The 23640-nt window shown below is 58.9% G+C and carries 23 protein-coding genes; 9 read left to right on the top strand and 14 right to left on the bottom strand.

What is annotated here, in order from left to right; genetic code table 11:
- On the bottom strand, nucleotides 1–788 hold a 788-nt coding region (locus tag RND78_RS17845; protein WP_312730778.1), incomplete at its 3' end, for an AAA family ATPase.
- A gap of 740 nt (nucleotides 789–1528) precedes the next feature.
- Here RND78_RS17845 and RND78_RS17840 point away from each other — a divergent pair.
- The gene (locus RND78_RS17840; RefSeq protein WP_312730776.1) at nucleotides 1529–2644 is read left to right on the top strand and encodes an SH3 domain-containing protein; all 1116 of its coding nucleotides are present in this window, start codon (nucleotides 1529–1531) and stop codon (nucleotides 2642–2644) included.
- Between the two features lie 99 nt (nucleotides 2645–2743).
- Here the strand turns inward: RND78_RS17840 and RND78_RS17835 are convergent, their stop codons facing one another.
- Together RND78_RS17835 and RND78_RS17830 are read right to left on the bottom strand one after the other, a co-directional pair.
- A complete protein-coding gene (locus RND78_RS17835; protein WP_312730774.1) occupies nucleotides 2744–4012 on the bottom strand; it encodes a Y-family DNA polymerase in 1269 nt (422 codons plus the stop codon).
- Nucleotides 4005–4439 carry a LexA family protein gene (locus tag RND78_RS17830; protein ID WP_058772456.1) on the bottom strand — a complete coding sequence of 145 codons (435 nt, stop codon included), beginning with the start codon at nucleotides 4437–4439 and terminating at the stop codon, nucleotides 4005–4007. The genes RND78_RS17835 and RND78_RS17830 overlap by 8 nt, the downstream gene beginning before the upstream one ends.
- A gap of 430 nt (nucleotides 4440–4869) precedes the next feature.
- Between RND78_RS17830 and RND78_RS17825 the strand changes: the two genes are divergently transcribed.
- The 5 genes from RND78_RS17825 to arsH all read left to right on the top strand — a co-directional run bounded on the left by RND78_RS17825 (nucleotide 4870) and on the right by arsH (nucleotide 8044).
- On the top strand, nucleotides 4870–5082 hold the full coding sequence (locus RND78_RS17825; protein WP_231357018.1) for a hypothetical protein: 213 nt from the start codon (nucleotides 4870–4872) through the stop codon (nucleotides 5080–5082).
- An 85-nt stretch (nucleotides 5083–5167) separates the two neighbouring features.
- Nucleotides 5168–5560, top strand: a complete 393-nt coding sequence (locus RND78_RS17820; protein WP_409457070.1) for a metalloregulator ArsR/SmtB family transcription factor — start codon at nucleotides 5168–5170, stop codon at nucleotides 5558–5560.
- Nucleotides 5554–6843, top strand: a complete 1290-nt coding sequence (locus RND78_RS17815) for an arsenic transporter (RefSeq protein WP_231357017.1) — start codon at nucleotides 5554–5556, stop codon at nucleotides 6841–6843. The genes RND78_RS17820 and RND78_RS17815 overlap by 7 nt, the downstream gene beginning before the upstream one ends.
- Nucleotides 6844–6851: 8 nt before the next feature.
- Nucleotides 6852–7325 carry an arsenate reductase ArsC gene (locus RND78_RS17810; protein ID WP_231357016.1) on the top strand — a complete coding sequence of 158 codons (474 nt, stop codon included), beginning with the start codon at nucleotides 6852–6854 and terminating at the stop codon, nucleotides 7323–7325.
- Nucleotides 7322–8044, top strand: coding sequence for an arsenical resistance protein ArsH (gene arsH, locus RND78_RS17805; protein ID WP_231357015.1), 723 nt, complete (start codon nucleotides 7322–7324; stop codon nucleotides 8042–8044). Before RND78_RS17810 ends, arsH begins: the two co-directional genes overlap by 4 nt.
- Before the next feature lie 265 nt (nucleotides 8045–8309).
- Here arsH and RND78_RS17800 read toward each other — a convergent pair whose 3' ends face one another.
- Nucleotides 8310–8774 carry a DUF411 domain-containing protein gene (locus RND78_RS17800; protein ID WP_312730759.1) on the bottom strand — a complete coding sequence of 155 codons (465 nt, stop codon included), beginning with the start codon at nucleotides 8772–8774 and terminating at the stop codon, nucleotides 8310–8312.
- A 235-nt stretch (nucleotides 8775–9009) separates the two neighbouring features.
- Nucleotides 9010–9789, bottom strand: coding sequence for a cation diffusion facilitator family transporter (locus RND78_RS17795; RefSeq protein ID WP_231357013.1), 780 nt, complete (start codon nucleotides 9787–9789; stop codon nucleotides 9010–9012).
- A 68-nt stretch (nucleotides 9790–9857) separates the two neighbouring features.
- Here RND78_RS17795 and RND78_RS17790 point away from each other — a divergent pair, with 68 nt between their 5' ends.
- Nucleotides 9858–10292, top strand: a complete 435-nt coding sequence (locus RND78_RS17790) for a MerR family transcriptional regulator (protein WP_231357012.1) — start codon at nucleotides 9858–9860, stop codon at nucleotides 10290–10292.
- 168 nt (nucleotides 10293–10460) lie between these two features.
- Here RND78_RS17790 and RND78_RS17785 read toward each other — a convergent pair whose 3' ends face one another.
- The 4 genes from RND78_RS17785 to RND78_RS17770 all read right to left on the bottom strand — a co-directional run bounded on the left by RND78_RS17785 (nucleotide 10461) and on the right by RND78_RS17770 (nucleotide 16445).
- Nucleotides 10461–10670, bottom strand: a complete 210-nt coding sequence (locus tag RND78_RS17785; RefSeq protein ID WP_231357011.1) for a hypothetical protein — start codon at nucleotides 10668–10670, stop codon at nucleotides 10461–10463.
- A gap of 91 nt (nucleotides 10671–10761) precedes the next feature.
- Complete coding sequence (locus RND78_RS17780; protein ID WP_231357010.1) at nucleotides 10762–13899, bottom strand: efflux RND transporter permease subunit; 3138 nt, start codon at nucleotides 13897–13899, stop codon at nucleotides 10762–10764.
- Nucleotides 13900–13908: 9 nt separating this feature from the next.
- Nucleotides 13909–15180 (bottom strand): efflux RND transporter periplasmic adaptor subunit, encoded by a 1272-nt coding sequence (locus RND78_RS17775; RefSeq protein ID WP_231357009.1) that lies wholly within the window; start codon nucleotides 15178–15180, stop codon nucleotides 13909–13911.
- A 41-nt stretch (nucleotides 15181–15221) separates the two neighbouring features.
- The gene (locus RND78_RS17770) at nucleotides 15222–16445 is read right to left on the bottom strand and encodes a TolC family protein (RefSeq protein ID WP_312730753.1); all 1224 of its coding nucleotides are present in this window, start codon (nucleotides 16443–16445) and stop codon (nucleotides 15222–15224) included.
- Between the two features lie 252 nt (nucleotides 16446–16697).
- Between RND78_RS17770 and RND78_RS17765 the strand changes: the two genes are divergently transcribed.
- Nucleotides 16698–17372: a heavy metal response regulator transcription factor gene (locus RND78_RS17765; RefSeq protein ID WP_312730751.1), complete on the top strand. Its 675-nt coding sequence runs from the start codon at nucleotides 16698–16700 to the stop codon at nucleotides 17370–17372.
- A 5-nt stretch (nucleotides 17373–17377) separates the two neighbouring features.
- Nucleotides 17378–18742, top strand: coding sequence for a heavy metal sensor histidine kinase (locus tag RND78_RS17760; protein ID WP_312730749.1), 1365 nt, complete (start codon nucleotides 17378–17380; stop codon nucleotides 18740–18742).
- Between the two features lie 275 nt (nucleotides 18743–19017).
- Here RND78_RS17760 and RND78_RS17755 read toward each other — a convergent pair whose 3' ends face one another.
- Genes RND78_RS17755 through RND78_RS17735 form a run of 5 tightly spaced genes read right to left on the bottom strand, consistent with a single transcriptional unit; the run spans nucleotide 19018 to nucleotide 23401 of the window.
- Complete coding sequence (locus tag RND78_RS17755; protein ID WP_312730747.1) at nucleotides 19018–20427, bottom strand: heavy metal sensor histidine kinase; 1410 nt, start codon at nucleotides 20425–20427, stop codon at nucleotides 19018–19020.
- Nucleotides 20424–21110 carry a heavy metal response regulator transcription factor gene (locus RND78_RS17750; protein ID WP_312730744.1) on the bottom strand — a complete coding sequence of 229 codons (687 nt, stop codon included), beginning with the start codon at nucleotides 21108–21110 and terminating at the stop codon, nucleotides 20424–20426. Before RND78_RS17750 ends, RND78_RS17755 begins: the two co-directional genes overlap by 4 nt.
- A gap of 55 nt (nucleotides 21111–21165) precedes the next feature.
- On the bottom strand, nucleotides 21166–22098 hold the full coding sequence (gene copD, locus RND78_RS17745; RefSeq protein WP_312730742.1) for a copper homeostasis membrane protein CopD: 933 nt from the start codon (nucleotides 22096–22098) through the stop codon (nucleotides 21166–21168).
- 2 nt (nucleotides 22099–22100) lie between these two features.
- Nucleotides 22101–22478: a copper resistance system chaperone CopC gene (gene copC, locus RND78_RS17740; protein ID WP_231357003.1), complete on the bottom strand. Its 378-nt coding sequence runs from the start codon at nucleotides 22476–22478 to the stop codon at nucleotides 22101–22103.
- A gap of 53 nt (nucleotides 22479–22531) precedes the next feature.
- Complete coding sequence (locus RND78_RS17735) at nucleotides 22532–23401, bottom strand: copper resistance protein B (protein WP_312730790.1); 870 nt, start codon at nucleotides 23399–23401, stop codon at nucleotides 22532–22534.
- Between the last annotated feature and the right edge of the window lie 239 nt (nucleotides 23402–23640).

Raw genomic sequence — 23640 nt, 5'->3', positions numbered from 1 at the left:
TCTGTCTGGTCCAAAAATGTCATACCTTGCCTAACCCAGTCGCTGTTTCCCAAAAACTGGATCATTGCAGAGACATTTACGTCTTTTTTTCCCACTATTTTCTTGATCAGAATAGGATTCTGTTCAAGTGATACCAATTGAGACAGGTCCAAGTCGGCGACACTAGCCATCCGTGGCGGAGTGTCTTTATAAAGCACTTCTGCTCGCTTCCTGAGATTCTCTATGTCGCACAGTTCGGAGGAATTACTTTTGCTTTCCTTTAACACCCTGCCTTTAAAGGCCTCGCGATTGTTCCTCAGCCCTTTAAATGCCCCATGAAATTCATTATCGTATTTCTGTTTCTGCTCCCAGCATCGAGCGACTAGCTTCGCATCCAGCGCCTGCTTCTCTGCGATTTTCCCGCTCTTACCGTCTAGACCGTTCAAATTCTCTTGCGCCCTAGCTTTGAGCAGCGCATAACGATCCCTTTCTTTTTTCAGTTCGTCTAGACGGTCGAGCTGTGCTTGCTCAGCCTGCCCGAGCGTAAATACCCCTCTAAAATGTTTCGAATCGGTGAAATTTGTAGATATGAAGTCGCTATTGTAGACCATCGGTGAAACTGGACTACCCTTTGCCCAAACAATCTTGGAAGCAGCTGATAGATGGGGATTGCTTATCAGCCTACTGATCGTCGTCTTGCCTGCTCCATTTGCACCGTAGAAATAGTTTACGGCTTTCAATCCATCAATGGTTTCGGAGGAGGTATCGCAGTAGGTCGCTATGCCTGAAAGGGAGATTGACTCAATCATTTCTCGCATCCATGGAGATATAAGAGCAGGACAAGCTGACGGCAGCTTTGAATAGTAAGCAGCACATTTGCAAAGCGGAGGCTTGCTTCCTGCTGCTACGCGTTGGTCACTACACCAGTTTGTGCAAGCAACGGCAACACTGGGGCCAACGCGAATTAGCTGCCTTCGTCGATCTGACGTTGCTATAGAAGCTGTAAAAGAGAGCTCTAGCACGCCGTATAGGTCTCATTACGTGAGGTAAACAGCATCACCTGTGCAAAAATGCGCGCTATTCGCTTTGTTACGAGCGGACTGCTACGTCCGACGAATAGCACAGTGATGATCACCCTGTATCGACGTATCGCAGCGACGTCGGCTAGTCGAAATGGGCCTACGACCTAGCGTCGTGGCTTTGAGATACAGACCGGTGGATACCTCGATGCGCTTGGTCTCATGAGTGAAATAGCGAAGAGAGGCTAGTTCCTCCACTCGGATCTGATGCGTGTTACTACTAACTGGCGCACCGATGGAGAAGGGCTTAGGTTAAAAAACGCATTTGGAGCACGGATAGTTTATGGTCAAAGCAAGGATCGGTTGGGCGGATGGGTGGACGGGGCATTGAGCTAGGATCCGACGGCAACCGGTCCTAGGTGTGCAAGCGTTCAGGTCCTATAGGTGAGGATGATGACGCCGCATTACACTAGCAGTTGCATCCAAAACTCTACGCGCCCTTAGGCGCCTAAATGCAGTGCCGGTGACGTATGGAAAAAAGACTGGATAGCTCTAGGAATGCAACGAAAGCCTCGGAGGAGCTACAGCGTGCGTTCGCGTCGACGCCTCAAATGGAGCTGGCAAAAGCGGCTGCGCTGAATGCGATGCCCAACCTGGAGCACGTCAAAGCGGCAGCCCTACATTCGACGCCCCATATGGAATGGGCAAGGGCCGCAGCACTGAATCACATGCCTTACCTTGAGCAGCTTCAGGCAATACTCAAGCCAACTCCCCAAATGGAGATACTCCAGGCCACATTGCAGAAGCAAAGTCACCACTATGAAGCACTCCGAGCATCACTGACGTCGGTGCCTAATCTGGACGCACTTCAAGCCATGGGGATCAATCTCAGCCCGCAGTTTGAAGCAGCCAAGGCGCTATTGAAGCCAGTGCCAGGACTTGAAGTGCTTATGGCCAAGCTGAAACCGCTTGTGCTCGACACGTCGAAATTGCTGCCAGCGTTGTCCGCGCTGAACCTCACGAAACTGGATGGGGACCTTTTAAAAGCAGCGGAGCCCTCTAAGGCGCTTCTCGACGCCGTCTCTTATGCAGGACATCTATTTCAGGACGACAGTGAGAGGCATAGGCAGCTCTCTCGTTTAATCACCCAATACCTTCCAGCCGACGGTCCGCAGAGAGGTGACATAAGCGACACCAGTCGCGTTGGCCAAGAGTTGTCTGCGGCCGCAGAGGCAGGGGACCTGTCACGGCTAAGTCCAAAGGCTTTACTGTCCTTTTTGATGCTCTTAGCCTGCCTTGTATCTTTAGTCGCCAACTTTGGCGGCGCACGGCAAGAGCTATGCTTCTGGCAGCCTACACTGCTTCCCGAGATGACTTCAGGTCAGAAGGGAAAAGCCATTCGCCGCTTAGCTTGTGACGCCCCTTCTGACGTGTTGAAGAACATGCGGTTTGTTAGGGGCACTGGCGTGCAGCTTCGAGAGTCCCCAAGCATGAAAGGCCGAGTGCTTTCTGTTTCGCTTTCGGATGGTGATCTGCTGGACATTATCAGCTCAGAGAACCGCGATTGGCTGCTTGTCTCAGTGGTGGGACAAGACGGTGTTGAAGGCTGGATATCCCGAAGGTACGCAATACAAATAAAGCGCTAGTCTAGTGCATATCATTGACATGCCTGTTGGCGCATTCACAGGGCGTGGTTGGTCCCTTTAGCCAGCGGGCATACACGTATACAACAACGGCCGGGATATCTAGATCTTCCATACTTGGTCAACTCTAGTGGTGTACTCCTGGCTGAGCAGCTCTCGCCTCATCGACCAGCCAGGGGTTTCCCGAATCCGCGCTGCGCGTAAGGTGCCACGGCCATACTTGCGATTCACCGCATCTAAGGTGGCCATCAGCTGGTCAGCGATGGCAGACTGTGCCGGCATGAACAGGTCGCCAGTGATCTCGCCGCGCTGGCAGATCTCGGCCAGTAGGATTTCAGCCTTGGAATAGGCGTATCCCTCTCGGTAAATCCGGGCCAAGCCGAATTGGGCGTACTGAATCAGCACCCGAGTATCGTCAGTCGGATAAGGCAGCTGCAGGGTCACGCTATTGGCATAGCGTGGCTGTTCGGGATTGAACATGCCGGTCTGAATTCCAACACGGAGAACCTGGCACAGGGATTTCTGGGCTCTGAGCTTTTCTGCAGCCCGAGACGTGTAGCTAGCCACCGCCTCAGCCAGCGCCGAGAGCTGGTACTGCCGGGTACCGAACATGCGGCTGCTGCAAATAATCTGCTTCGGCGGTTCGACCTCCTCAAGGTCGAGGCAGCATACGCCCCGGAGTTCCCGGGCGGTCTTTTCCAGGACGACGCTGAATTGCTTGCGCAGTGACCAGGCATCGTACTGGGCGAGGTCCCAAGCCGTTTGGATGCCCATGGCCTTGAGCTTCACCTTGAGCCGATGGCCCACACCCCACACCTCATCGACGGGCAGCTTGCGCAGCACCTTGTCTCGCAGGTTCTGGTCGCGGAGATCCACCACTCCGCCGGTGCGATCAATCCAGCGCTTGGCAACGTGATTGGCGAGCTTGGCCAGCGTCTTGGTGTTGGCTATTCCGACCCCTACTGGGATTCGTGTCCATTGAAAGACTCTCTTCTGGACCGTCCGCCCGAGCTCAGTGAGAGGCTCTGGCATCCCTGTAAGGTCAGCAAAAACTTCATCAATACTGTAGATCTCATAAGCCGGCACTAGGCTGCCGATTGTACGCATCACCCGGTCGCTCATGTCGCCATACAGCGCGTAGTTGGAGCTGAAGGCCACTACTCCCTGCTGTCGCGCAAACTCACGCAACTGGAACCATGGTGCCCCCATCTTGATCCCCAACTGCTTCGCTTCGGCGCTGCGCGCGATGACACAGCCATCGTTGTTGCTGAGGACCACCACTGGCACGCCGTTGAGGTCGGGCCTGAACACTCGCTCGCAGCTGCAGTAGAAGCTGTTGCAATCGATCAGCGCATAAACTTGGTCAGGCATGACCGAGGCGCCGCAGGCAATCGGTAGCGATGCCCCAGACCTCGAATTCGTCCTCTTCCCGCACCGGGATCGGTTTGTAGTGGCGATTGGCCGAATGCAGTTCGTACTGGCCATTGGCATTGCGCTGCAGCGTCTTGATTAGCGGCTCGCGATTTAGCGCAGCGACCACCACGTCACCCGGTACCGCCTCACGCGCCCGGGTGATGATCAACAAGTCGTTCGGGAAGATGCCCAAGCCCATCATGCTGTCCCCGGTGGCCCTGACGATGTAGGTGTGTGGAGCTTTGATGTTCAGGAGGTCATCGAGCGAGATGACCGATTCGAGGTGATCCTGCGCCGGTGACGGAAATCCGCAAGGGACACGGAAGAGAAAGACAGGTAACGCCGTTTCAGACGGAGCCAGATTGGCGACAAATTCGATAGACATAGCAAAGCGAGCCTCCTTTCGTCAGACTGTGTATTTATACAGTTAGCAAAAGGCTAGCCTCTCTGTCCATTAAGCATCACTCGTCGCCGACGACCGGAAATTTCTAGGTGTGGCCGTTTCGCTCACTACCGTGCTGCGATTGAATTTCTGCGGGCGTATGTCTCGGACCTTCAGACTGGCCTTGAGACTTAGGCTATCGACTGCCGCAGCATCCACGAGCGCCAGCTTTTCGGTCTCTGCAACCAGACATCGCCCGCGAATAATTTGATCTAGAGCTTCCAGAAGATCGTGCAGCCAAGGTCGACGTCGAGGAGGCACCCCGCACGGTTAAGGCTTTCGAGTAGTACACCGTAAGCAAGGCGGTTTGCAGCGTTGAGAACGACAGACCTGATCTTTTCAGCCTTATCGACAATCCCCTACAGTGAGCACAATGTCCCACGCCATCCTGCAACGCGATTTGTCTTATTGCATGCTTGCTCTACTGCTGAGTGCCCGTATCCACGGCACCGATGAAGCAGTCCGTGCCACTGCCAAGCGTTGTATTAAGCAGCTTCCAAAACGCCAGCGAGACCTGATGTTCAATGTGATCCAGAGTCATCAGCCGCTGCGGATGGTAAGAACCATGGCCCGCAATCTGGACTGAAATGCAAAGCATCGATCCGAAGGTTTTTGAGTCAAGCTAGACCGCCAGCCAATATATATGTATTTTCGTATATACGAATTTTCATATGTTCAAGGTTCTGGCTATGTCCCCTACCGGCTTCTTCAAGTGTCTCGCTGACGACACGCGCGGACGCATCATGCTCATGCTTTGCGCTGAGGCAGAACTGTGCGTGTGCGAACTCATCCACGCGCTCGACGACAGCCAGCCGAAAGTCTCACGCCACCTCGCACAGCTGCGCGCCTGCAGATTGCTCGAGGATCGGCGCCAAGGACAGCGGATCTACTACCGCCTGCATCCCCAACTTCCTGCCTGGGCCCGGGAGGTCCTGGAGCTGACGCTCAGGGCCAACCTGCCGTGGGTACAGGCTCAGATGGATCGCCTCGCCTCAATGGACAGCAGGCCTACCAGGCAGGCTGCTTGCTGCCCGCCTGGCGCGGTGGAGACCGCATCATGCTGATTGCTGTATCGATCTTCGTTCTGACCTTGGTTCTGGTGATCTGGCAACCAAGAGGGCTTGGCGTGGGCTGGAGCGCAGCGGGAGGTGCGGTACTGGCGCTCCTGACGGGCACCGTCAGCCTGGCCGACGTTCCTGTGGTCTGGAACATCGTTTGGAATGCGACTGCGACCTTCATCGCCGTGATCATCATCAGCCTGGTGCTGGATGAAGCGGGCTTTTTCGAGTGGACAGCGCTCCATGTCGCCCGCTGGGGACGCGGCAGATCAGGCAGGCTGTTCGCCTACATGATCCTGCTGGGCGCGGTCGTGTCCGCCCTGTTCGCCAACGACGGCGCAGCCCTCATCCTGACACCCATCGTGATCGCCATGCTGGTAGCGCTACGCTTCAGTCCAGCCTCGACGCTTGCCTTTGTCATGGCCGCCGGCTTCATCGCCGATACGGCCAGCCTCCCACTGGTGGTGTCCAACCTGGTCAACATCGTCTCCGCTGACTTCTTCCAGATCGGCTTCGGCGAATACGCCTCAGTTATGTGGCCGGTCAATATCGTCAGCGTCGCCGCGACGCTGTTCATGCTGTGGCTGTTCTACCGCAAGGACATCCCGGCGTCTTACGACCCTCAAGCGCTCGAACGCCCGCAGAACGCCATTCGCGATCGCGCTACCTTCCGGGCGGGATGGTGGATCCTGGGTGTCCTCCTGGTCGGGCTATTCGCCCTAGAGCCGCTCGGGATTCCGATCAGCGCAGTAGCAGCGGTCTGTGCAGCTGTGCTGCTCGTCATCGCCGGCAAGGGGTCGGTCATCTCCACCCGGCAGGTGCTCGCCAACGCCCCCTGGCAGGTCGTGCTCTTCTCGCTGGGTATGTACCTGGTGATCTACGGCCTGCGCAATGCGGGGCTCACCGAGGCCCTTTCCTCCCTGCTCAACGCCTTCGCCAGTCATGGCCTGTGGTCAGCCACCCTGGGCACTGGCCTCACCGCTGCGCTGCTCTCCTCGATCATGAACAACATGCCCAGTGTCCTGATCGGCGCTCTATCTATCCAGGGCAGTGAGGCCAGCGGGGTCATCCAGCAGGCCATGATCTACGCCAACGTCATCGGGTGCGATCTGGGTCCGAAGATCACGCCGATCGGCAGTCTGGCAACCCTGCTCTGGCTCCATGTCCTGGCCCAGAAAGGCATCCGGATCACCTGGGGCTACTACTTCCGAGTGGGATGTGTGCTCACCTTTCCCATCCTGATCGCAACCCTCGCCGCCCTGGCCGTGCGCCTCAGCATTCATCCGTAGGAGAAGCCATGAAAGTCCTCTTTATGTGCACGGCCAATAGCTGCCGCAGCGTTCTGTCTGAAGGTCTCTTCAACCACCTCGCACCCGCAGGCTTCTCTGCCGTGAGCTCAGGGAGCTTTCCCAGCGGACGGCTGAACCCTATCGCGGTCCAGACGCTTGAGGGCCTGGACATCGATACCTCCGGCCTCTACAGCAAAGGCTCCGAGACCTTTGCAAGCAACCCGCCAGACATCGTCATCACAGTCTGTGACAAGGCAAGCGGTGAGCCCTGCCCGGTCTTCTTTGGCCCTTCGATAAAAAGCCACTGGGGCTTGGCGGATCCTTCTGACGTGGTCGGCAGCGCCGACCACGTCCAGGCCGCGTTTGACGCAACGGTGGCTCAGATCCGCAGAAGACTGGACGCCTTTTTCCGTCTCGAGCCGAACGCCCTGAGCCCAGCGCAACTGAAGCAGGCGCTCGACCAGATCGGAGAGATCCAATGAGTGACACGCTCGAAACCAACCCCAACCTGGACGAATCGCTATTCGACGTCCCCACCGTCGATAAACTCTCCGAACCGGCACAGCTTCAGCACAAGCCGCGCATCCTGCTGCTGTACGGATCGAATCGCGAGCGCTCCTTCAGCCGGCTGCTGGTTGAGGAAGCAGCCCGAATCCTGCAACTCATGGGCGCCGAGACGGCGGTCTTCAATCCATCCGGCCTGCCTCTGCCTGACGACGCGCCGGTAGAGCATCCCAAGGTTCAGGAGCTTCGCGACCTGGTGCTCTGGTCCGAAGGGCAAGTGTGGTGCTCCCCCGAACGCCATGGCTCGATGTCAGCGGTATTCAAGGCGCAGATAGACTGGATTCCGCTCACGCTGGGCGCGGTGCGTCCTACCCAAGGCAAGACACTCGCTGTCATGCAGGTCAGTGGCGGGTCCCAGTCGTTCAACACCGTGAACCAGCTGCGGGTCCTTGGCCGGTGGATGCGCATGGTGACCATCCCCAACCAGTCATCGGTCCCCAAGGCGTTCCTGGAGTTCGACGAAGCGGGACGCATGAAACCCTCGGCCTACTACGACCGGGTGGTGGATGTCATGGAGGAACTGATGAAGTTCACCCTCCTTACCAGAGGCCGGGACGCCTACCTGGTTGATCGCTACTCCGAGCGCAAGGAGAGCGCCGAAGCACTCTCCGCAAGGGTCAATCAGCGGTCGATCTGATCGATGCCCTCTTGCGGGGCTTACGTCGTGCTCTCCAGTGCGTCAGACGTATCCGCATGAGTGCTACTACCGCAAGGTATTGGCTGACACGACCGGTATGGGGAGTATGGCGCGGCTTCCTTTTTAGGCTCTTACTTCCTACTGTCGCGGGCATAGCAGGTGAATAAGGGTAGAGCCTTCGCAGCGGGGTGGGGACAGCGGGTTGGTTTGAGCATCATGTGAGGTTGGTATTTTTCTGTCTGTGGCGATGCTCTGACCCCAGACATTACTGCGCTGGATAGTCAGCTATAACCTCTTGTTTTCCGCTCTTACTCAGCCCAATGATCTGATACGCGCTTCTCCGATCCCCGTATTCCATACCCGGCGATCCCATGGACATGCCCGGCGCGGCTACGCCTGCGAGGTCCTCTCGTTTCGCTAGCTCATTGATTTGCTCCACCGGAACATGGCCTTCTACGAATTTTCCGTTTACCACTCCGGTATGGCACGACATCAATTTCTCAGGTACTCCCAGCTTGGCCTTTAGCGGACTCATGTTGGCTTCCAAATGGTCGTTCACCGTAAAGCCGTGATCTCGAAGATAGGCAATCCATTTGGAGCAGCAACCGCAGTTGGGGTCTCGATACACATCAATCAGCTCACCAGCATCAGCTTGCGCTAACGAGGCAGTAGCCAGCGTAGCGAGAAAGGCTAGACGCTGCATAGCTGAGGTAAGGCCTTTAAGTTTCATAATTTTTTAGTCACCTGATTAGTTATTACTGGCGAGGACCGGCCCGTAGTGATTTCCTGCTCGCTAGCTCGTCCTGTTGCATTGCAGCAGGAACATGGACTGGCTATTGGAAGAGACCTCTGTGCATTTGACCAAAGATTGCGGCCTAGATCGTTGCACTGAGCACCGCTGCTATCCCTCTGGGTAGTCCGGGCATGCATTGGCAACAGCCTAGATTCGACACAATCCGTCTCTTCTACTTTGGCTGATTGCCACAGGCGCTACCAGAACAGCATCCCCCGGATGTTTGGGCGCATTGTGCAGGCTTAACGGCCGCCACCTGCGGCGCGCTATCGCAGCACGGTGTGACAACGCTAGTAATGCGTGCGGATACAGGAGTTGCAATTGGCACCGTCCGCTCGGAATCCGCCTGCCAGGCTTTCAAGGCCTCACGAATAACCTGCCAAGCCGAGTGCAGAAAAAGAGCAGCGATAGCCAAGCCGACCAAGACGTCCGGCCAGAGGCTGCCACTCACAGCCACAAGCACGGCGGCCACTACCACGCTTGCATTGGCCATCAGGTCATTCCGTGAGCAAATCCAGGTCGACCTCATGTTCAGATCGTCCGCTCGATGGCTGTACAGCAGATAGAAGCAGTAGGTGTTGGCTAGGAGTGCGGCTAGGCCAACGATACCCATCCAGTCGGCCAGCGGCGCCTCCTGCAGAATCAGCTTACGCACTGCGTCTGCGATCACCACCAAGCCGAACAGCAACATGAAGCAACCTTTCACCAAAGCCGCGCCAGCCCGGGCTCGTTCGCTACGGTTCAGGACGAACAGCGTCAGGGCATAGACCGAGGCGTCCCCAAACATGTCCAGTGAGTCCCCCAGCAGCGCGGTCGAGCCCGCCAACCAACCGGCTGTGAACTCAACCAGGAACATGACGGCGTTGATCACTAGCACAATGTAGAGGACGCGGCTCTGACGACTCCGTAGCTGAGCGAGTTCGCTGGCTTTGTTTTCACAGCAACTATCCATGGCACCCTCTCTGCAGCACTTAAGATTTACCTTAGGCTGAGGGTTATAGTCGCTATAAGGTCAACACCATGAACGTCAGCACCTACACCATCGGTCAGTTAGCCAAGGCCACAGACACCAAGACCGTCACCATCCGCTACTACGAAAAGGAAGGCTTACTGCCTAGCTCAACACGTTCAGTGTCAGGCTATCGGCTGTACGGCCCAGTTGAGCGGGATCGGCTGCGATTCATCAGGCGCGCCCGAGCGCTGGGCTTTAGCCTGGACGAAGTGCGCGAGCTACTCGGCCTGGCAGATCGCCAACAATCACCCTGCGATGCCGTGGATAGCTTGGTTGCGGAACATTTGCGACAGGTACGGTTGAGGCTGGCCGATTTGCAGGCATTGGAGGGCGAATTGCAGCGCCTGTTAGCGTGCTGCCACGGCGGGACGATCTCGGAGTGCAGGATCATCGAAGCGCTTGTCAGCAGTGCCAAATCGCAAAAGGCGGGAACCACTTGCTAGAAGTCAGTCGAGATCGACCCCCACTTAGCAGGAACTTGCATTGTCAGGTCTTGACCGGGAGCGTTATCAACCACCGGTCATGTGTACATCATTCCAAGCAGTTTTTGCTGGTAGAGGCTGCAAGACGTGGCCATAAGCGATGCTACGACCGCTCATGGCCACAGGCTGTCAGTTTGTCGCCTGAACACTGCCTGTTTTGTCTGACTGGCGAGCTTCTTTCGCCAACGTCTCATGCATCTCCCGGTGTTGTTTGAGAGCCGCTTGGCTCTCTCGGAAGTCTTCGTTGTGCGATATGGAGCGCTCGCTGCCATCAGCGGCGTAGCTGATGTTTGCAACGACGAGTACGGCGGCAGCCAGGGCAACTTTAACGAAAGTCATGATGTTTCTCCTTCTAGAGTGGAGTATGGGTATGAGCGTCACTCTAGAGGAGCGCGGCTAACGCTAGGATGAGCCGCGCATTACAATCCTGTCATCCTGCCGCGGGCTGTTCGCGACGGCGCAGGACGCTGTGGTAGAGCGCGGGCAGGACCAGCAGCGTCAGGGCGGTGGAGGACAGGATGCCGCCGATCACCACGGTCGCCAGCGGGCGTTGTACCTCCGCGCCGGTGCCCGTCGCCAGCGCCATGGGGATGAAGCCCAACGAGGCCACCAGCGCGGTCATCAGCACCGGCCGCAGGCGGACCAGGGCCCCCTCGCGCACGGCGATGTCCAGCGGCTTGCCCTCCTCCAGCAGGCCACGGATGAAGGAGACCATCACCAGGCCATTGAGTACCGCGACGCCCGACAGCGCGATGAAACCCACACCGGCCGAGATCGACAAGGGAATGTCCCGCAACCACAACGCCAGCACTCCGCCCGTCAAGGCGAAGGGAATGCCGGTAAAGACCACGAGGCCGTCGCGCAGATTGCCGAACATCATGAACAGCAGCACGAACACCAACAGCAAGGCCACCGGCACCACGAGTTGCAGGCGGGCGGCGGCGGCCTGCAACTGCTCGAATTGGCCACCCCAGCTGGTCCAGTAGCCTGCGGGAATCCGTACCTGCTCCGTGATGGCGGCAGTGGCATCCGCCACGAAGCTACCCAGGTCCCGATCGCGCACATTGGCACTGACGATCACCAGGCGCTTGCCGTCTTCACGGCTGATCTGATTCGGCCCCAGTACCGTTTCCAGGCGCGCCACATCGGCCAGGGGGATGAACTCGACGCGGCCTTCCACCGCTGGCAATGGAATGGGCAGGCGCGCCAATACCGCCGGATCGCTGCGCAGGGTCTCAGGGAGACGGACCATCATATCGAAGCGACGATCACCCTCGAAGAGCGTGCCGGCCTTGCGTCCGCCGAGCGCCGTTGCGACCACATCCTGGATGTCACCGACATTGAGGCCGTAGCGCGCGGCTCGCTCACGATCGATCTGCACGCTCAGCAGCGGCAGCCCGCCGGTTTGCTCCACCTTCACCTCGGCAGCGCCGGTGACCTTCTGCAACACCCTGGCAATGTCCGCAGCGGTCTTGTTCAGCACCGCCATGTCATCGCCGAAGACCTTGACCGCCACATCGCTGCGCACGCCGGAAATCAGCTCGTTGAACCTCAGCTGGATCGGTTGCGACAACTCGTAGTTGCTACCAGGTACACGCACAGCCGCTGCTTCCAGCTCGGCCATCAGCTGCTCGCGAGACTTGCCTGGATCAGGCCACTGCGCCTGCGGCTTGAGCATCACATAGCTGTCGGAGATGTTCGGCGGCATCGGATCCGCGGCGATCTCGGCAGTGCCGGTCCTCGCGAATACCCGCTCCACCTCGGGTACCTGATCTAGGATGGAGCGCTCCAGGCGTTGCTGCATGTCCACCGATTGCCCCAGGCCGGTACCGGGCACCCTGAGCGCCTGCAGCGCGAAATCACCTTCGCTCAAGCTGGGCACGAATTCACTGCCCAGGCGCAGGGCCAGCAGCACCGTCAGCACCACGCTCAGGCCAGCGCCGGCGAAGACCAGTGGCCGCCGACGCATGGCTGCATCCAGCGCGACGGCATAGCCGCGCCGCGCCGCGCTCATCAGCCGATTGTCCTTTTCCTGCACCCGACCCGTGACGAACAGCGCCACGGCCGCCGGGACGAAGGTGATGGACAGCAGCATGGCGCCCAGCAGGGCGATCACCACGGTGAATGCCATGGGATGGAACATCTTGCCTTCCACACCCGTCAGGGCGAACACCGGCAGATAGACCACCATGATGATCAGTTGCCCGAAGATGAGCGGTCTCCGTGCCTCGCGGGCGGCGGCGAACACTTCCTGGAAGCGCTCCCGGCGATCGAGCACCCGACCGTGCCGCCCCTGGGCATGGGCCAGCCGGCGGATGGCATTCTCCACGATCACCACGGCGCCATCAACGATGATGCCGAAGTCCAGCGCACCCAGGCTCATCAGGTTGGCGCTGACCCGATTCGCCGCCATGCCGCTGAAGGTGAAGAGCATCGACAGCGGAATCACCAGCGCGGTGATCAGCGCTGCGCGCAGATTGCCGAGGAAGACGAAGAGCACGGCGATGACCAGCAGCGCACCTTCCACGAGATTCTTGCGTACCGTGGCGATCGCCTTGTCCACCAGCGTGGTGCGATCGTACACGGCGACCGCCTGCACGCCTTCCGGCAGGTTGCGATTGAGCTGCGCCAGGCGCTCGGCCACTGCCAGGGCCACCTCGCGGCTGTTCTCGCCCACCCGCATGAAGACGGTGCCGAGTACCGCTTCCTCGCCATTCTCGGTAGCCGCCCCGGACCGCAACTCCTGCCCAACCCCGACCGTGGCCACATCCCGGACCCGTACCGGGGTACCGTCCACGGTAGCGAGCACGATGGTGGCGATATCCTCGACGGAACCGAGCTGCCCCGGTACCCGGATCACCAGCTGCTCCCCGGCGCGCTCGATGAAACCGGCGCCGACATTGGCGTTGTTTCGCTCGAGCGCCACCGCCAGTTGTTCCAGGGTGATGCGATAGCCGGCCAGGCGCTTGGGATCGGGCGCGATCTGATACTCCTTGGCATAGCCGCCAATGGTGTTGACTTCCGCCACCCCGGGTACGGTGCGCAACTGAGGTTTGACGATCCAGTCCTGGATCTCCCGCAGATCGGTGAGGGTATAGGCTTCGCCGTCAGCCCGGCGCGCCTGGGGCGCCGCCTTCACCGTCCAGAGGAAGATTTCCCCAAGCCCCGTGGACAGCGGCCCCAGGTTGACCTCCACACCCTCTGGCAGGGCTTCGCGCGCCCCCTGGAGGCGCTCGCTCACCTGCTGGCGAGCGAAGAACAGATCCGTCCCATCGGCGAAAATGACGCTGATCTGGGCAAAGCCCGAACGCGACAACGACCGCGTCCGCTCTAGCCCAGGTAGACCGGCCATGGCCGTTTCCAGCGGATAGGTGACCCGCTGTTCGACCTCCAGCGGCGAAGCGCCCGGTACTTCCGCGTTGATCTGTACCTGGACGTTGGTGATGTCCGGCACCGCATCGATGGGCAGGTGGCGATAGCTGTAGATCCCCAGGGCAGCGATGCCGAGCGTGGCGAGCAGCACCAGCCAGCGCTGCTCGATGGCGAAGCGAAGAATACGTTCGAACATGATGCGCCCTTAGTGGGAGTGCTCGGCCGAGCCCTTGCCCAGTTCCGACTTGAGAATGAAGCTGCCGCGGTCAGCCACTACCTGGCCGGCGCTCAAGCCCTGACGAATCTCGGTGCGCTCACCGTCACGCACCCCGGTGACCACGGGTGTCGCCTGGAATCCGTCCGCTGTCCGGACGAACACCACGGGGCGATCCTCCACGACATGCACGGCGCCACTGGGTACGCCCAGTACCTTGGCCCCTCGCTCGTCATCGAGCCGCACCGTGACGAACAGACCAGGGCGCCAGGCGCCGGCTGGATTGGCCAAGGTGACGCGGGCGGTCGCCGCCCGGGTCTGCTCGCCCAGCAGATTGCCGACATGTGCCACGGTGCCCTCGGTGCGGCTGTCCAGCTCTCCTGCGATTACTTCCACCGTTCGGCCAACGGTCACTCGATCGAGGTCGCGTGCGGGAACGGCGAATGTGGCCCAGACGCGGGACAGGTCGGTGAGCGTGAAGAGATTGCTGGCTTCGTCCACTCGCTCACCCAGGACCAGGTGCTTCTCCACCACCACGCCGTCGAAGGGCGCGCGCAGCTCGTAGCGACTGCCGCCCAGAGCGGAAGCCGCTCCACCCAGGGCCTGGGCTTTCTGGCGGGCGTTGCGGACGGCGATCTCGGCTTCCTGCAGGGTCTGCCGCGCCTGCAGCAGATCCTGCTCGGCACTGATCCGCTCCTGCCAGAGGCTCTGCTCGCGGGTATAGAGGGTGCGCGCCAGCTGCAGACGCTGCTGTGCGGTCGCCAATTCACTGCGCACCTCGGACAGCTGCTCGCTGGCAATGACTGCCAGCACCTGCCCCTTGCGCACCCGGTCCCCGAGATTGACCTTCACCTCCTCGACGATGCCGGGGGTTCGCGACACGACATGCGCGGTGCGATCCTCATCGAAGCGAATCTCGCCGGGGAGACTCAAGGAGGCGCCGACGCTCACCGGCGTGACCACCTGGGTCTCGATGCCGGCCGCGCGAATCTGCTCGGCGCTCAGCTCGATCGCCCCTTCGGCATGGCCCTCCTCCCCATCGGCATGTGCGCCCTCATCTGCCTCATGGTCCTCTTTGCTTTCGGCAGGATCCGTGCGGGGTTGGGTCGTACCAGCATTGGCGTCTGCCACCTTTGCCGCTACTGGCGCAGAAGATTCTGGATGGTCATGGCCGGCACCCGCCTGAACCCTGGCAAAGGGCAGCCCGATACCAAGTACCGTGATTAGCAGCAACAATCTCGGCCTCAATGAAATCATGGTCATGCAAGAACTCCGCACCCGGTTTAGTCCCGGGATTTGTAGCGTCATGGGGAAGTGAAGAGCGGGCCGTGAAGGCGTTCAAGGCGGGTCCATGCCTCAATCTGCGCACGCTGGGAGAGCAGGTACTGCCCCCTGGCCGAAATCAGGGCGCGCTGGGCTTCGAGCACGTCTAGCTGGGCAAAACGGCCCAGCGAGAATCCACGCGTAAGGTCGTCGACGGTGCGTTGGCCAGCCGGCAATATTCGGTTGCGCAGGTCATCAACGTCTGCTGATGCGCTGCGCCAGTCACGCAGCGCTTGAAGGGTCTCGGCCTGAATTTGCAGCTCGGTCGCTCGCTGTAGATCGCGGGCCTGGTCGGCGCGACTGGAGGCCGCGAGCAGGTTGCCCTGGTTACGATCGAAGAGCGGTAGCGGGAGTGAGAAGCCCACCAGATTGACTCGCTCCCCCTCGAGCTCGTCGTATTGGCTGCCCAGGCTCAACTGCACGTCCGGATAGCGCTGGCTGCGCTGCAGATCGACGTCGGCATCCCCGGCGGCTACCTGCCGCCGCGCCTTGAGCATTGCCGGTGTCTGGCGGATGGCCTGCAGCAGCCGGGCCTCGCCGGGAGGTGCGGGCAGACGATCCAGGTCACCGACCGGCTCACCGAGCTCGGTCACGGAGATACCCAGTTGGCGGGCAAGACTCACCCGCGCATTGTCACGCTGCTGCAGTGCGCGTCTCAGCTCTAGCCGCTGGGTGACTTGCTCTACTTCAGCGCGGGTGCCTGATACCGGCGAGATCTTGCCGGCACGTATCTGCGCTGCTGAGCTGTCTAGGCTACGCAGGGCCAACGCCTGCGACTGCTCGGCGAGACGTACTCCCTCTTCGGCGAGTAACAGTTCGTAAAAGCTTTGGATAATGTCCGCCCGTAGCGCATAACTTCGCGCCGTGAGTTCGGCGTCGACGACAGCGGCGTTAGCCTCCGCCAACGCAACCCGCGCGGCGCGCTTGCCACCCAGTTCGAAGGGCTGGGTAAGGGTTACGCTGCGGGTCTGACTTGAAGAGCGGGTATCTTCTACCTCGAAGGCCAGCTCTGGATTCGGTATGAGACCGGCCTGCTGGCGTGCCCCTACAGCTGCGGCGGTCTCTTGGCGGGCGGCCAAATAGTCGGGACTGTCGCGAAGGGCTTGAGCGAGCGCCTGCTCCAAGGTGAGCGGTGCAGCCTGGATGGGGCCACCAACCAGAAGGAGACCTAGCCCGAAGAGCAGGCCCGTCAGGCGAGCGGACATGAAGTGTCGACAGGGAGGGTGTAACGGCACGACGGCGGCTCCTGTGCGGAAGGCGCGACGCCCGAAGGGATCGTCGCTCGATAGCGGAAGCCGACTCTAGGGAGCCCTACCTATCGCTCCGGTGACGCCAACATTACAAAGTTGCAAGGAAGTTGCTGTCGTGCAGGTATACCGGCACGCTTGCTCGCTTGACCCTCTAGCGACTACAGGCTTCAGCCTGCGCCACATTCTCTACACGACCGACAAAAAACGATGCGCTTACTGATAGTGGAAGACGAAGCTCGGGCCGCGGACTACCTGCAACAAGGTCTCACGGAGAATGGCTATGTGGTCGATCGCGCCGCGAACGGGATCGATGGTTTGCATCTCGCCCTGCAGCAGGACTACGACCTGATCCTGCTGGACATCAATCTGCCGACGATGGATGGCCTGGAGGTCCTGGAACTACTCCGGCGACGCAAACAAACCCGGGTGATGCTGCTAACGGGCCAAAGCCGAACCAGCGAACGCATCCGAGGACTGGACGCTGGTGCTGACGACTACCTGACTAAACCGTTCGAATTTCCGGAGTTGCTTGCCCGTATTCGCGCACTGCTACGGCGCGGGGATACGCGGCAGGTCAGCGATACCCTACAACTGGCCGATCTTGAGCTGCATCCGTTTCGCCATCGTGCCTTCCGCGGTGATCAGCGGATTGACCTAACCAGTAAGGAATTCGCTCTGCTTCAGCTGCTCATGCAGCGCCAAGGCGAGGTGCTCTCGCGCACCGAAATCATCTCAAGAGTCTGGGACATGAATTTCGACTGCGACACCAATGTGGTCGAAGTCGCTGTCCGACGCCTGCGGATGAAGGTCGATGAGCCTTTTGGTGAGCCGCTTATCCATACCGTACGAGGTGTTGGCTACGTGATGGAGCGGCGGTCATGAGACCCATGAGCCTGGCCTTGCGCCTGGGACTGATTGTTACAGGCGTGGGCTTGCTTTTGGCAACCGTTTTGGTGGTTCTGGTGTACGGCGTTCTGGCCCGCGAGTTGGATAAGCGCGCAGTTGACCAGCTGCAATCTAAATTGGGACAAATCCAGCACAGCTTGGAAGAGCGCCCCACGGATCCTGGAGCACCTTGGCAGCACATGTTGGCTGACGCGCTGCTCGGTCACGACGAGCTGTCTGTGACGGTGCTGTCTTCCGACGATGGCGCTCCCCTGTATGGTCTCGGCTCACACGCCTATGCTGAGGAGTTGCGACAAGGAAATTGGCCGAATGGCCAGACAATGGCCTGGCATGCCGACGACGGTCACGATTTGCTAACCGTTTGGGCAGACTCGGCGATCCCAGGCTTGCCCGCGCAGCGGCTGCTGCTAAGCCAGGACCGCAGTAGCGATAATTTTCTTCTTGATGCTTTCCTGCGCGCGGCTCTGATAAGCCTACCAATTTTACTGCTGCTAATCGGCGCCGCAGCTTGGTGGACAGGTTACCAAGGCCTGGCACCATTACGGCGCTTTCGCCGTACTACACGCGCCATTACTACTCGGCAGCTGTCACTGCGGCTTGATGACACCGACCTGCCTGCGGAAGTGGCTGATCTAGCAGCCGCGCTGAACACTATGCTGGAGCGGCTCAATGCCGGCGTGCAGCAGCTTGATCGCTTCGCAGACGACGTCGCGCACGAGTTACGTGCCCCTCTAGGTACGTTGGTAGGTCGTACACAGATGGTATTGAGCCGAAAGCGAGATGAGGCGACATACCGGCAGGCGTTGGAGGAGTCGTTGGATGAGCTGGACCGCTTGGGTCGGATCGTCGAGGACATGCTGCTACTGGCTCGACTGGATAGCCAGGAGCCCCTGCGCTCACCGACTAGAGTGAACGTTGATCAGGAAGCGCTCAAAGTCTGTAGCCTGTTCGAAGCCTATGCCGAGGCGCATGAAATCGAGCTGGTGGTCAAAGGTCACCTTGCAGTTGAAGGTGACAAGCTGATGATTCAACGTGCGCTTTCAAATTTGCTATCGAATGCGATTCGTCACGCGAATCCTAAAACACCGGTGTACATAGAGCTGGTAGCTCAAGAACACGGCGCTGGTGGCCACGTAGCTGTGATCAACCAAGGCAAGACGATTGATCCGCAGGACCTTCCTAAACTCTTCGAGCGCTTTTACCGATCGGGTAACCGGCAAACAGGCGGCAATGGACTAGGGTTGGCAATCGTCCGCGCAATCATGGCTTATCATCAAGGGCGAGCGCATGCGGAATGCCCGGAAGGAGAGACACGCTTTATACTGACGTTTCCCCCACTTGCTTGATCCGCTCGCGTCCCCAAAAGCTAAGGCAGTGTTCGATAGCTCTCGTGGACGATATCGGCCATGTGGAGGTATTTCCTATAGTAGAGATAACTTCTTAGAATCAAAGAAGTCCTACCGACCTTACCGCAGTTCATATAAGGACCGCCTCCTTAAACCCTATTTTCGTTTCGTCTCATGTCAAACATGGCACAGGGCATTGGAGTAGAGCTTAGGCATAGGTGATGTGGGAATCAAATGAGGAGGGATGTTCAGGGATTGTATATATTGCTAGGCCGCTATTTGGATTGTTTACCGGTAGCTGTGCGGTCAGGCCTATCCATAATCGACTTTGTGAAGGACAACGTAAATGTCGTACGATTATTCTCCGAGGTACATAAGATCATTCCTCCATGCGCGTGCATTAGGGACCGTGCGATCGCCAGTCCCAGACCCGCGTTTCCGTCACCTTCTCGACGCGCAGGATCTACCCGATAGAACCGGTCAAAGATCCTCGCCAGGTGCTCCGGTGGAATCTCGGGGCCGGGGTTTTCGACCCGAAGCTCTACACGGCTGCCATGGTCTTGGATGTTGACCTCAATCGTCTCCCTGGATGGGGTATAGCGCAGGGCGTTAGATAGCAAATTCGACACTACACGGTCGATCATCACGCTATCCGCGAAGATCAAAGCGCTTCCCGACGCCTTGAGCTGGATCCCCTTGTCCTCAGCCAGAAGCTCGTAATACCCAAACAGCTTGCTGATGACCTTCCCGAGGTTCAGCTCGACCGGCTCGGGCACGATGAGCCCGTTGTCGGACTTAGCCAGGAACAGCATGCCGTCGATGATTCCAGACAGGCGATTGAGCTCTTCCAGGTTGGAGGTCAGGTTCTCCTCGTACACATCCGCATCCCGTTTCTTGGCCAGGATCACCTCGGTATGAGTCCGCAGATTGCTAATCGGGGTGCGAAGCTCGTGCGCGATGTCGGCGGAGAAATTCGATAGACGCATGAACGAGTCGTCCAGGCGACCGAGCATGGAATTGAAGGCAGTGATGAGCTCGCGCAACTCATCGGGCACGGGTTCCAGAGGAATACGTTCCTTCAAGGAGCCTGCGGACATCGAGGCGGCTGTCTGGGTTACCTTTGCCACCGGACGCAGCCCATTCTTGGCGACCAGCCAACCAAGTGCGGCACTCAGCACAGTGCTGGCTATCAGAACGCTCCAGAACCAGCGCTCTAGCATGGCGAAGAAGTGCATATGGGTAGTAACGTCTAGGACCAGCCACGCGGACAGCGGAGCGCTGATTTCTGACAACGCGACTTGCGCCTTCAAAGTCCTGAACATGTGTCCGTCGCTTTCCCACTCCCACACGGCATTGTGCTCGGTAGCCTGAGCAAGGGAAGGCACTGATGCCTGGCGAGGCTCCGCAAAAAATAGGCTTCCGTCCGCTTTAAGAAATACCGCGCTGAGATCAGGATGTGCTCCCAGCAGCGTATGCCAGCGAGTCTTGATCTGTTCGGAATTCGCGCCAGGCTCCTGGGCGATCTGAATGATCGCTTCCATCTTTTCTTCCAGCGCTTGGGCATCCAGAGCACGAAAGTGGTGGCGGCTCAGCTCGTTGAAAGCGATGCCCACGATGATGAGGACAGCAACCACCGCGACCACAAACATGAGGCTCAGGCGGAAGGTGAGTGAACCCGGCTTCATCCTTCGCCCTGCACGTCTAGCCTGTAGCCCATTCCACGGCAGGTATGGAGCAGCTTCGTCTCAAAGTCATCGTCGATCTTGGCCCGCAACCGCCGGATCGCTACCTCGATGACATTGGTGTCGCTGTCGAAATGCATGTCCCACACCTGGGCGGCAATTAGGGATTTGGAAAGAACCTCGCCGCGCCGACGCATCAGCAACTCCAGCAAGGCAAACTCCTTGGTTGTAAGGTCGATTCGCGTACCACCACGCGTGACGCGGCGTGTGAGCCGATCGACCTGCAGGTCTCCGATCTGCAGGTTCGTCTGAACCGGCAAGCTGCCGCTTCTACGGCGTAGCAGCGTTCGAACTCGAGCGAGCAGCTCTGAAAAGGCAAACGGCTTGACCAGGTAGTCGTCAGCGCCGAGCTCCAACCCTTTGACTCGGTCATCTACCCCATCCCGTGCCGTCAGAAACAGTACCGGTACTGAGAGACCCGCAGCACGTAGGCGCCTGACGACCTCCCAACCATCGAGGCCGGGCATCATCACGTCGAGAATCAGCAGGTCATAGGCTTCGGTCTGCACCTGATCGAGGGCATCCGCTCCGGTCACCACGCGATCCACCATGAAGCCTGCCTCTCGGAGACCCTGCTGTAGATAGATACCGGTCTTAGGCTCGTCTTCGGCTACCAGCAATTTCATGCTCCATCCTCGGCTACGCGACCTTTTCGGGACGGCACTACGGAACCAGGCGGCTTCACATTCCCGCTTCCATCTCAGGAGATAGCGTACCGAGCCAAGCAATCAGTCCTAGCACCAAAACGGCAGAGCCTAGCTCTAGGGCCATGCTGTACCGAATAAACCGTGCCGCACGAGTGTAATCGCCTTGGTGGATTGCTCGCTCCAATGCCGGGCTCAAGAGAAAGCGATTGGCCGAGGCCAGCCCGATCATTACGGCGAAAAGCCCCAGCTTAGCCAGCAGCAGCACACCATAGGTGCTTTGTGCTAGGCCCCTGATTTGGGGTCCGACGATGAGCAGATAGTTCATCACACCTGTGAAGGTGATTAGCACTACGATCACGGCGCCGGCCTGCTCAAAGCCAACAAGCGTGCGCGATAGGATCTGGACTGACGCCAGTGTTTCCACTTTGCTAGGCCGTAATAGCAGGGCAAAAGCCACCAGCGCGCCGAACCAGCTACTAGAAGCCCAAAGGTGAAGAATGTCTGCACTGAAGTGCCAGAAACAGCGGGCCCCTTCGTCCATAGCGCCGTGCCCGGCCCACGCCAGTGTGGCCAGCGCCACGCCTGCCAGCAGCGAAACTGCGAGTAGGCTTGCCATTGGCCAACGAGGGTTGAAACCGATGGCCGTAGCAGCGGCAGCGAGCGCGGCCATACGAATGAGCCAGGCGGTGCCAAGCTCTGTCTCGGCGACCATCATCTTAACGTGCGGCATGGCCTCACTCCATTCCGCTGCTCCACTCATAGCCTTGGCCATTTGCACGATGGATACGATCGAGAGTAAGAGGCCCACCACCGCTGTTGTAGCCAGCAACGGCAGGAAGGGCAACACCATGCCCGAGCGGCGTTCAGGGCCACGCAAACTATAGAGACCAAAGAGCGCCAGCCCGAACAGCATCATCAAATCGGCATACAGCGCGAAGCGAAGTCCGATGCTGAACGGATCTTCCATGTTTATTTGACCTTGAACGTCACGCTGCCGGTAATGGGGTGAGTATCTGATGACACTGCCCGCCAATCGGCCTTATAGGTGCCGGCCGTCAAAGGCGAGGCGGGTGTAATGACCATTGTCTTGGGATCACTGCCACCCGAAACAGCTGCTTTGACCGCCATTGGCGAATGCTCCATACCGGGCATCGCCGTCATGACCAGCTTCGCACCGGAAAACTGGGTAACCAGATTTTCCGAAAAGTGCAGCTCGATTTTTGCCGGAGCTGTACCTTCGCTGCCTTCGGCAGGCGTCGAAGACACCAGCTTGGGATGGGCGTGAGCTAAGGCGCTGAACAGCATTCCAGCGCCGAAGAGCGTTAAGAAAGATGCACGATTGAGCATAGGAACTCCTACAGCCCAAAGGCTGTTCGTTGGGAAAGGGATTTATTGTTTGCTTAGAACCACATACGCACACCTAGGACTAGGCGGGCCTCACTACGGTCCTCCCCCTCTTCCCGGGCAAAATCGGCGGTGTTGCCGTAGGAGCGGCTCCAGCTGACGCCAACGTAAGGGGCGAACTCACGATAGATTTCATACCGCAAGCGCACCCCAATTTCCGTTTCGGACAAACCAGAACCGATTCCGCGTTTGGGGTCGTTCTGCCCGTAAAAATTTGCTTCGGCGGTGGGCTGCAAGATCAGGCGATTGGTGAGCAAAATGTCGTAATCGCCTTCCAGCCTCAAAGCAGTTTGGCCGCCCTCTCCAAGGAAGGCGGTCGCTTCGGCCTCGAAGTTGTACAAGGCCAGGCCCTGGAGACCAAACGCGGCCCAGGTCTGCGGCGGGCCTGGTTTGAAGTCCTGCCGTACGCCACCAACCAAATCCCACCAAGGGCCGATCGAGTGGCCCCACAATGCTTGTAGCTCGGCGGATTCGGTTTTTCCGTTGGTGCGCTCGCCCTCGGAGCGAATCCAGAGCCGGTCAATATCACCCCCGACCCAACCGTTGACATCCCAATTCAGCACACTGCCGTTATCAGCGTCCTGCCACTCAAGCTGATCGAACAGCAGGAAGTAGTTGAGCGCATCGTCATGGACGGTATGGCCTTTGCCACTTTGATAGACGGCCGCCCGGTTCGCATCCGTGATGGGTGGAATAGGTGTACGGCTTCGAGTGGGTGCTGCCGGCTTGCTGGGAGCCATGCCAGTCATTCCAGAGTCCATGCCTTGCATCTGGCTGTGGTCCATGCCTTGCATTTTGGAATGATCCATCCCCTGCATCTGGCTGTGGTCCATGCCCTGCATCTTGGAGTGATCCATCCCCTGCATCTGACTGCTGTTCATGCACTGCATCTGGGAATGATCCGTACCCTGCATCTTGCACTTATCCGTGCACTGCATTTTCGAGTGATCCATACCCAGCATTTTGCCGCTGTCCATGCATTGCATTTTGGAGTGGTCCATGCCACGCATTTTGCATTTGTCCAGGCACTGCATCCGGCTATGGTCAGTACCAGCCCTGGTGGTATCTGCAGCGAAGGCAACGATGGGTGCCATGGTGAAGCTGG

Source organism: Pseudomonas oryzihabitans, from assembly GCF_032027545.1.
Lineage (GTDB): Bacteria > Pseudomonadota > Gammaproteobacteria > Pseudomonadales > Pseudomonadaceae > Chryseomonas > Chryseomonas oryzihabitans_F.
The sequence above is the reverse complement of the archived record's forward strand: the minus strand, read 5'-3'. Positions and strand labels throughout refer to the sequence as shown.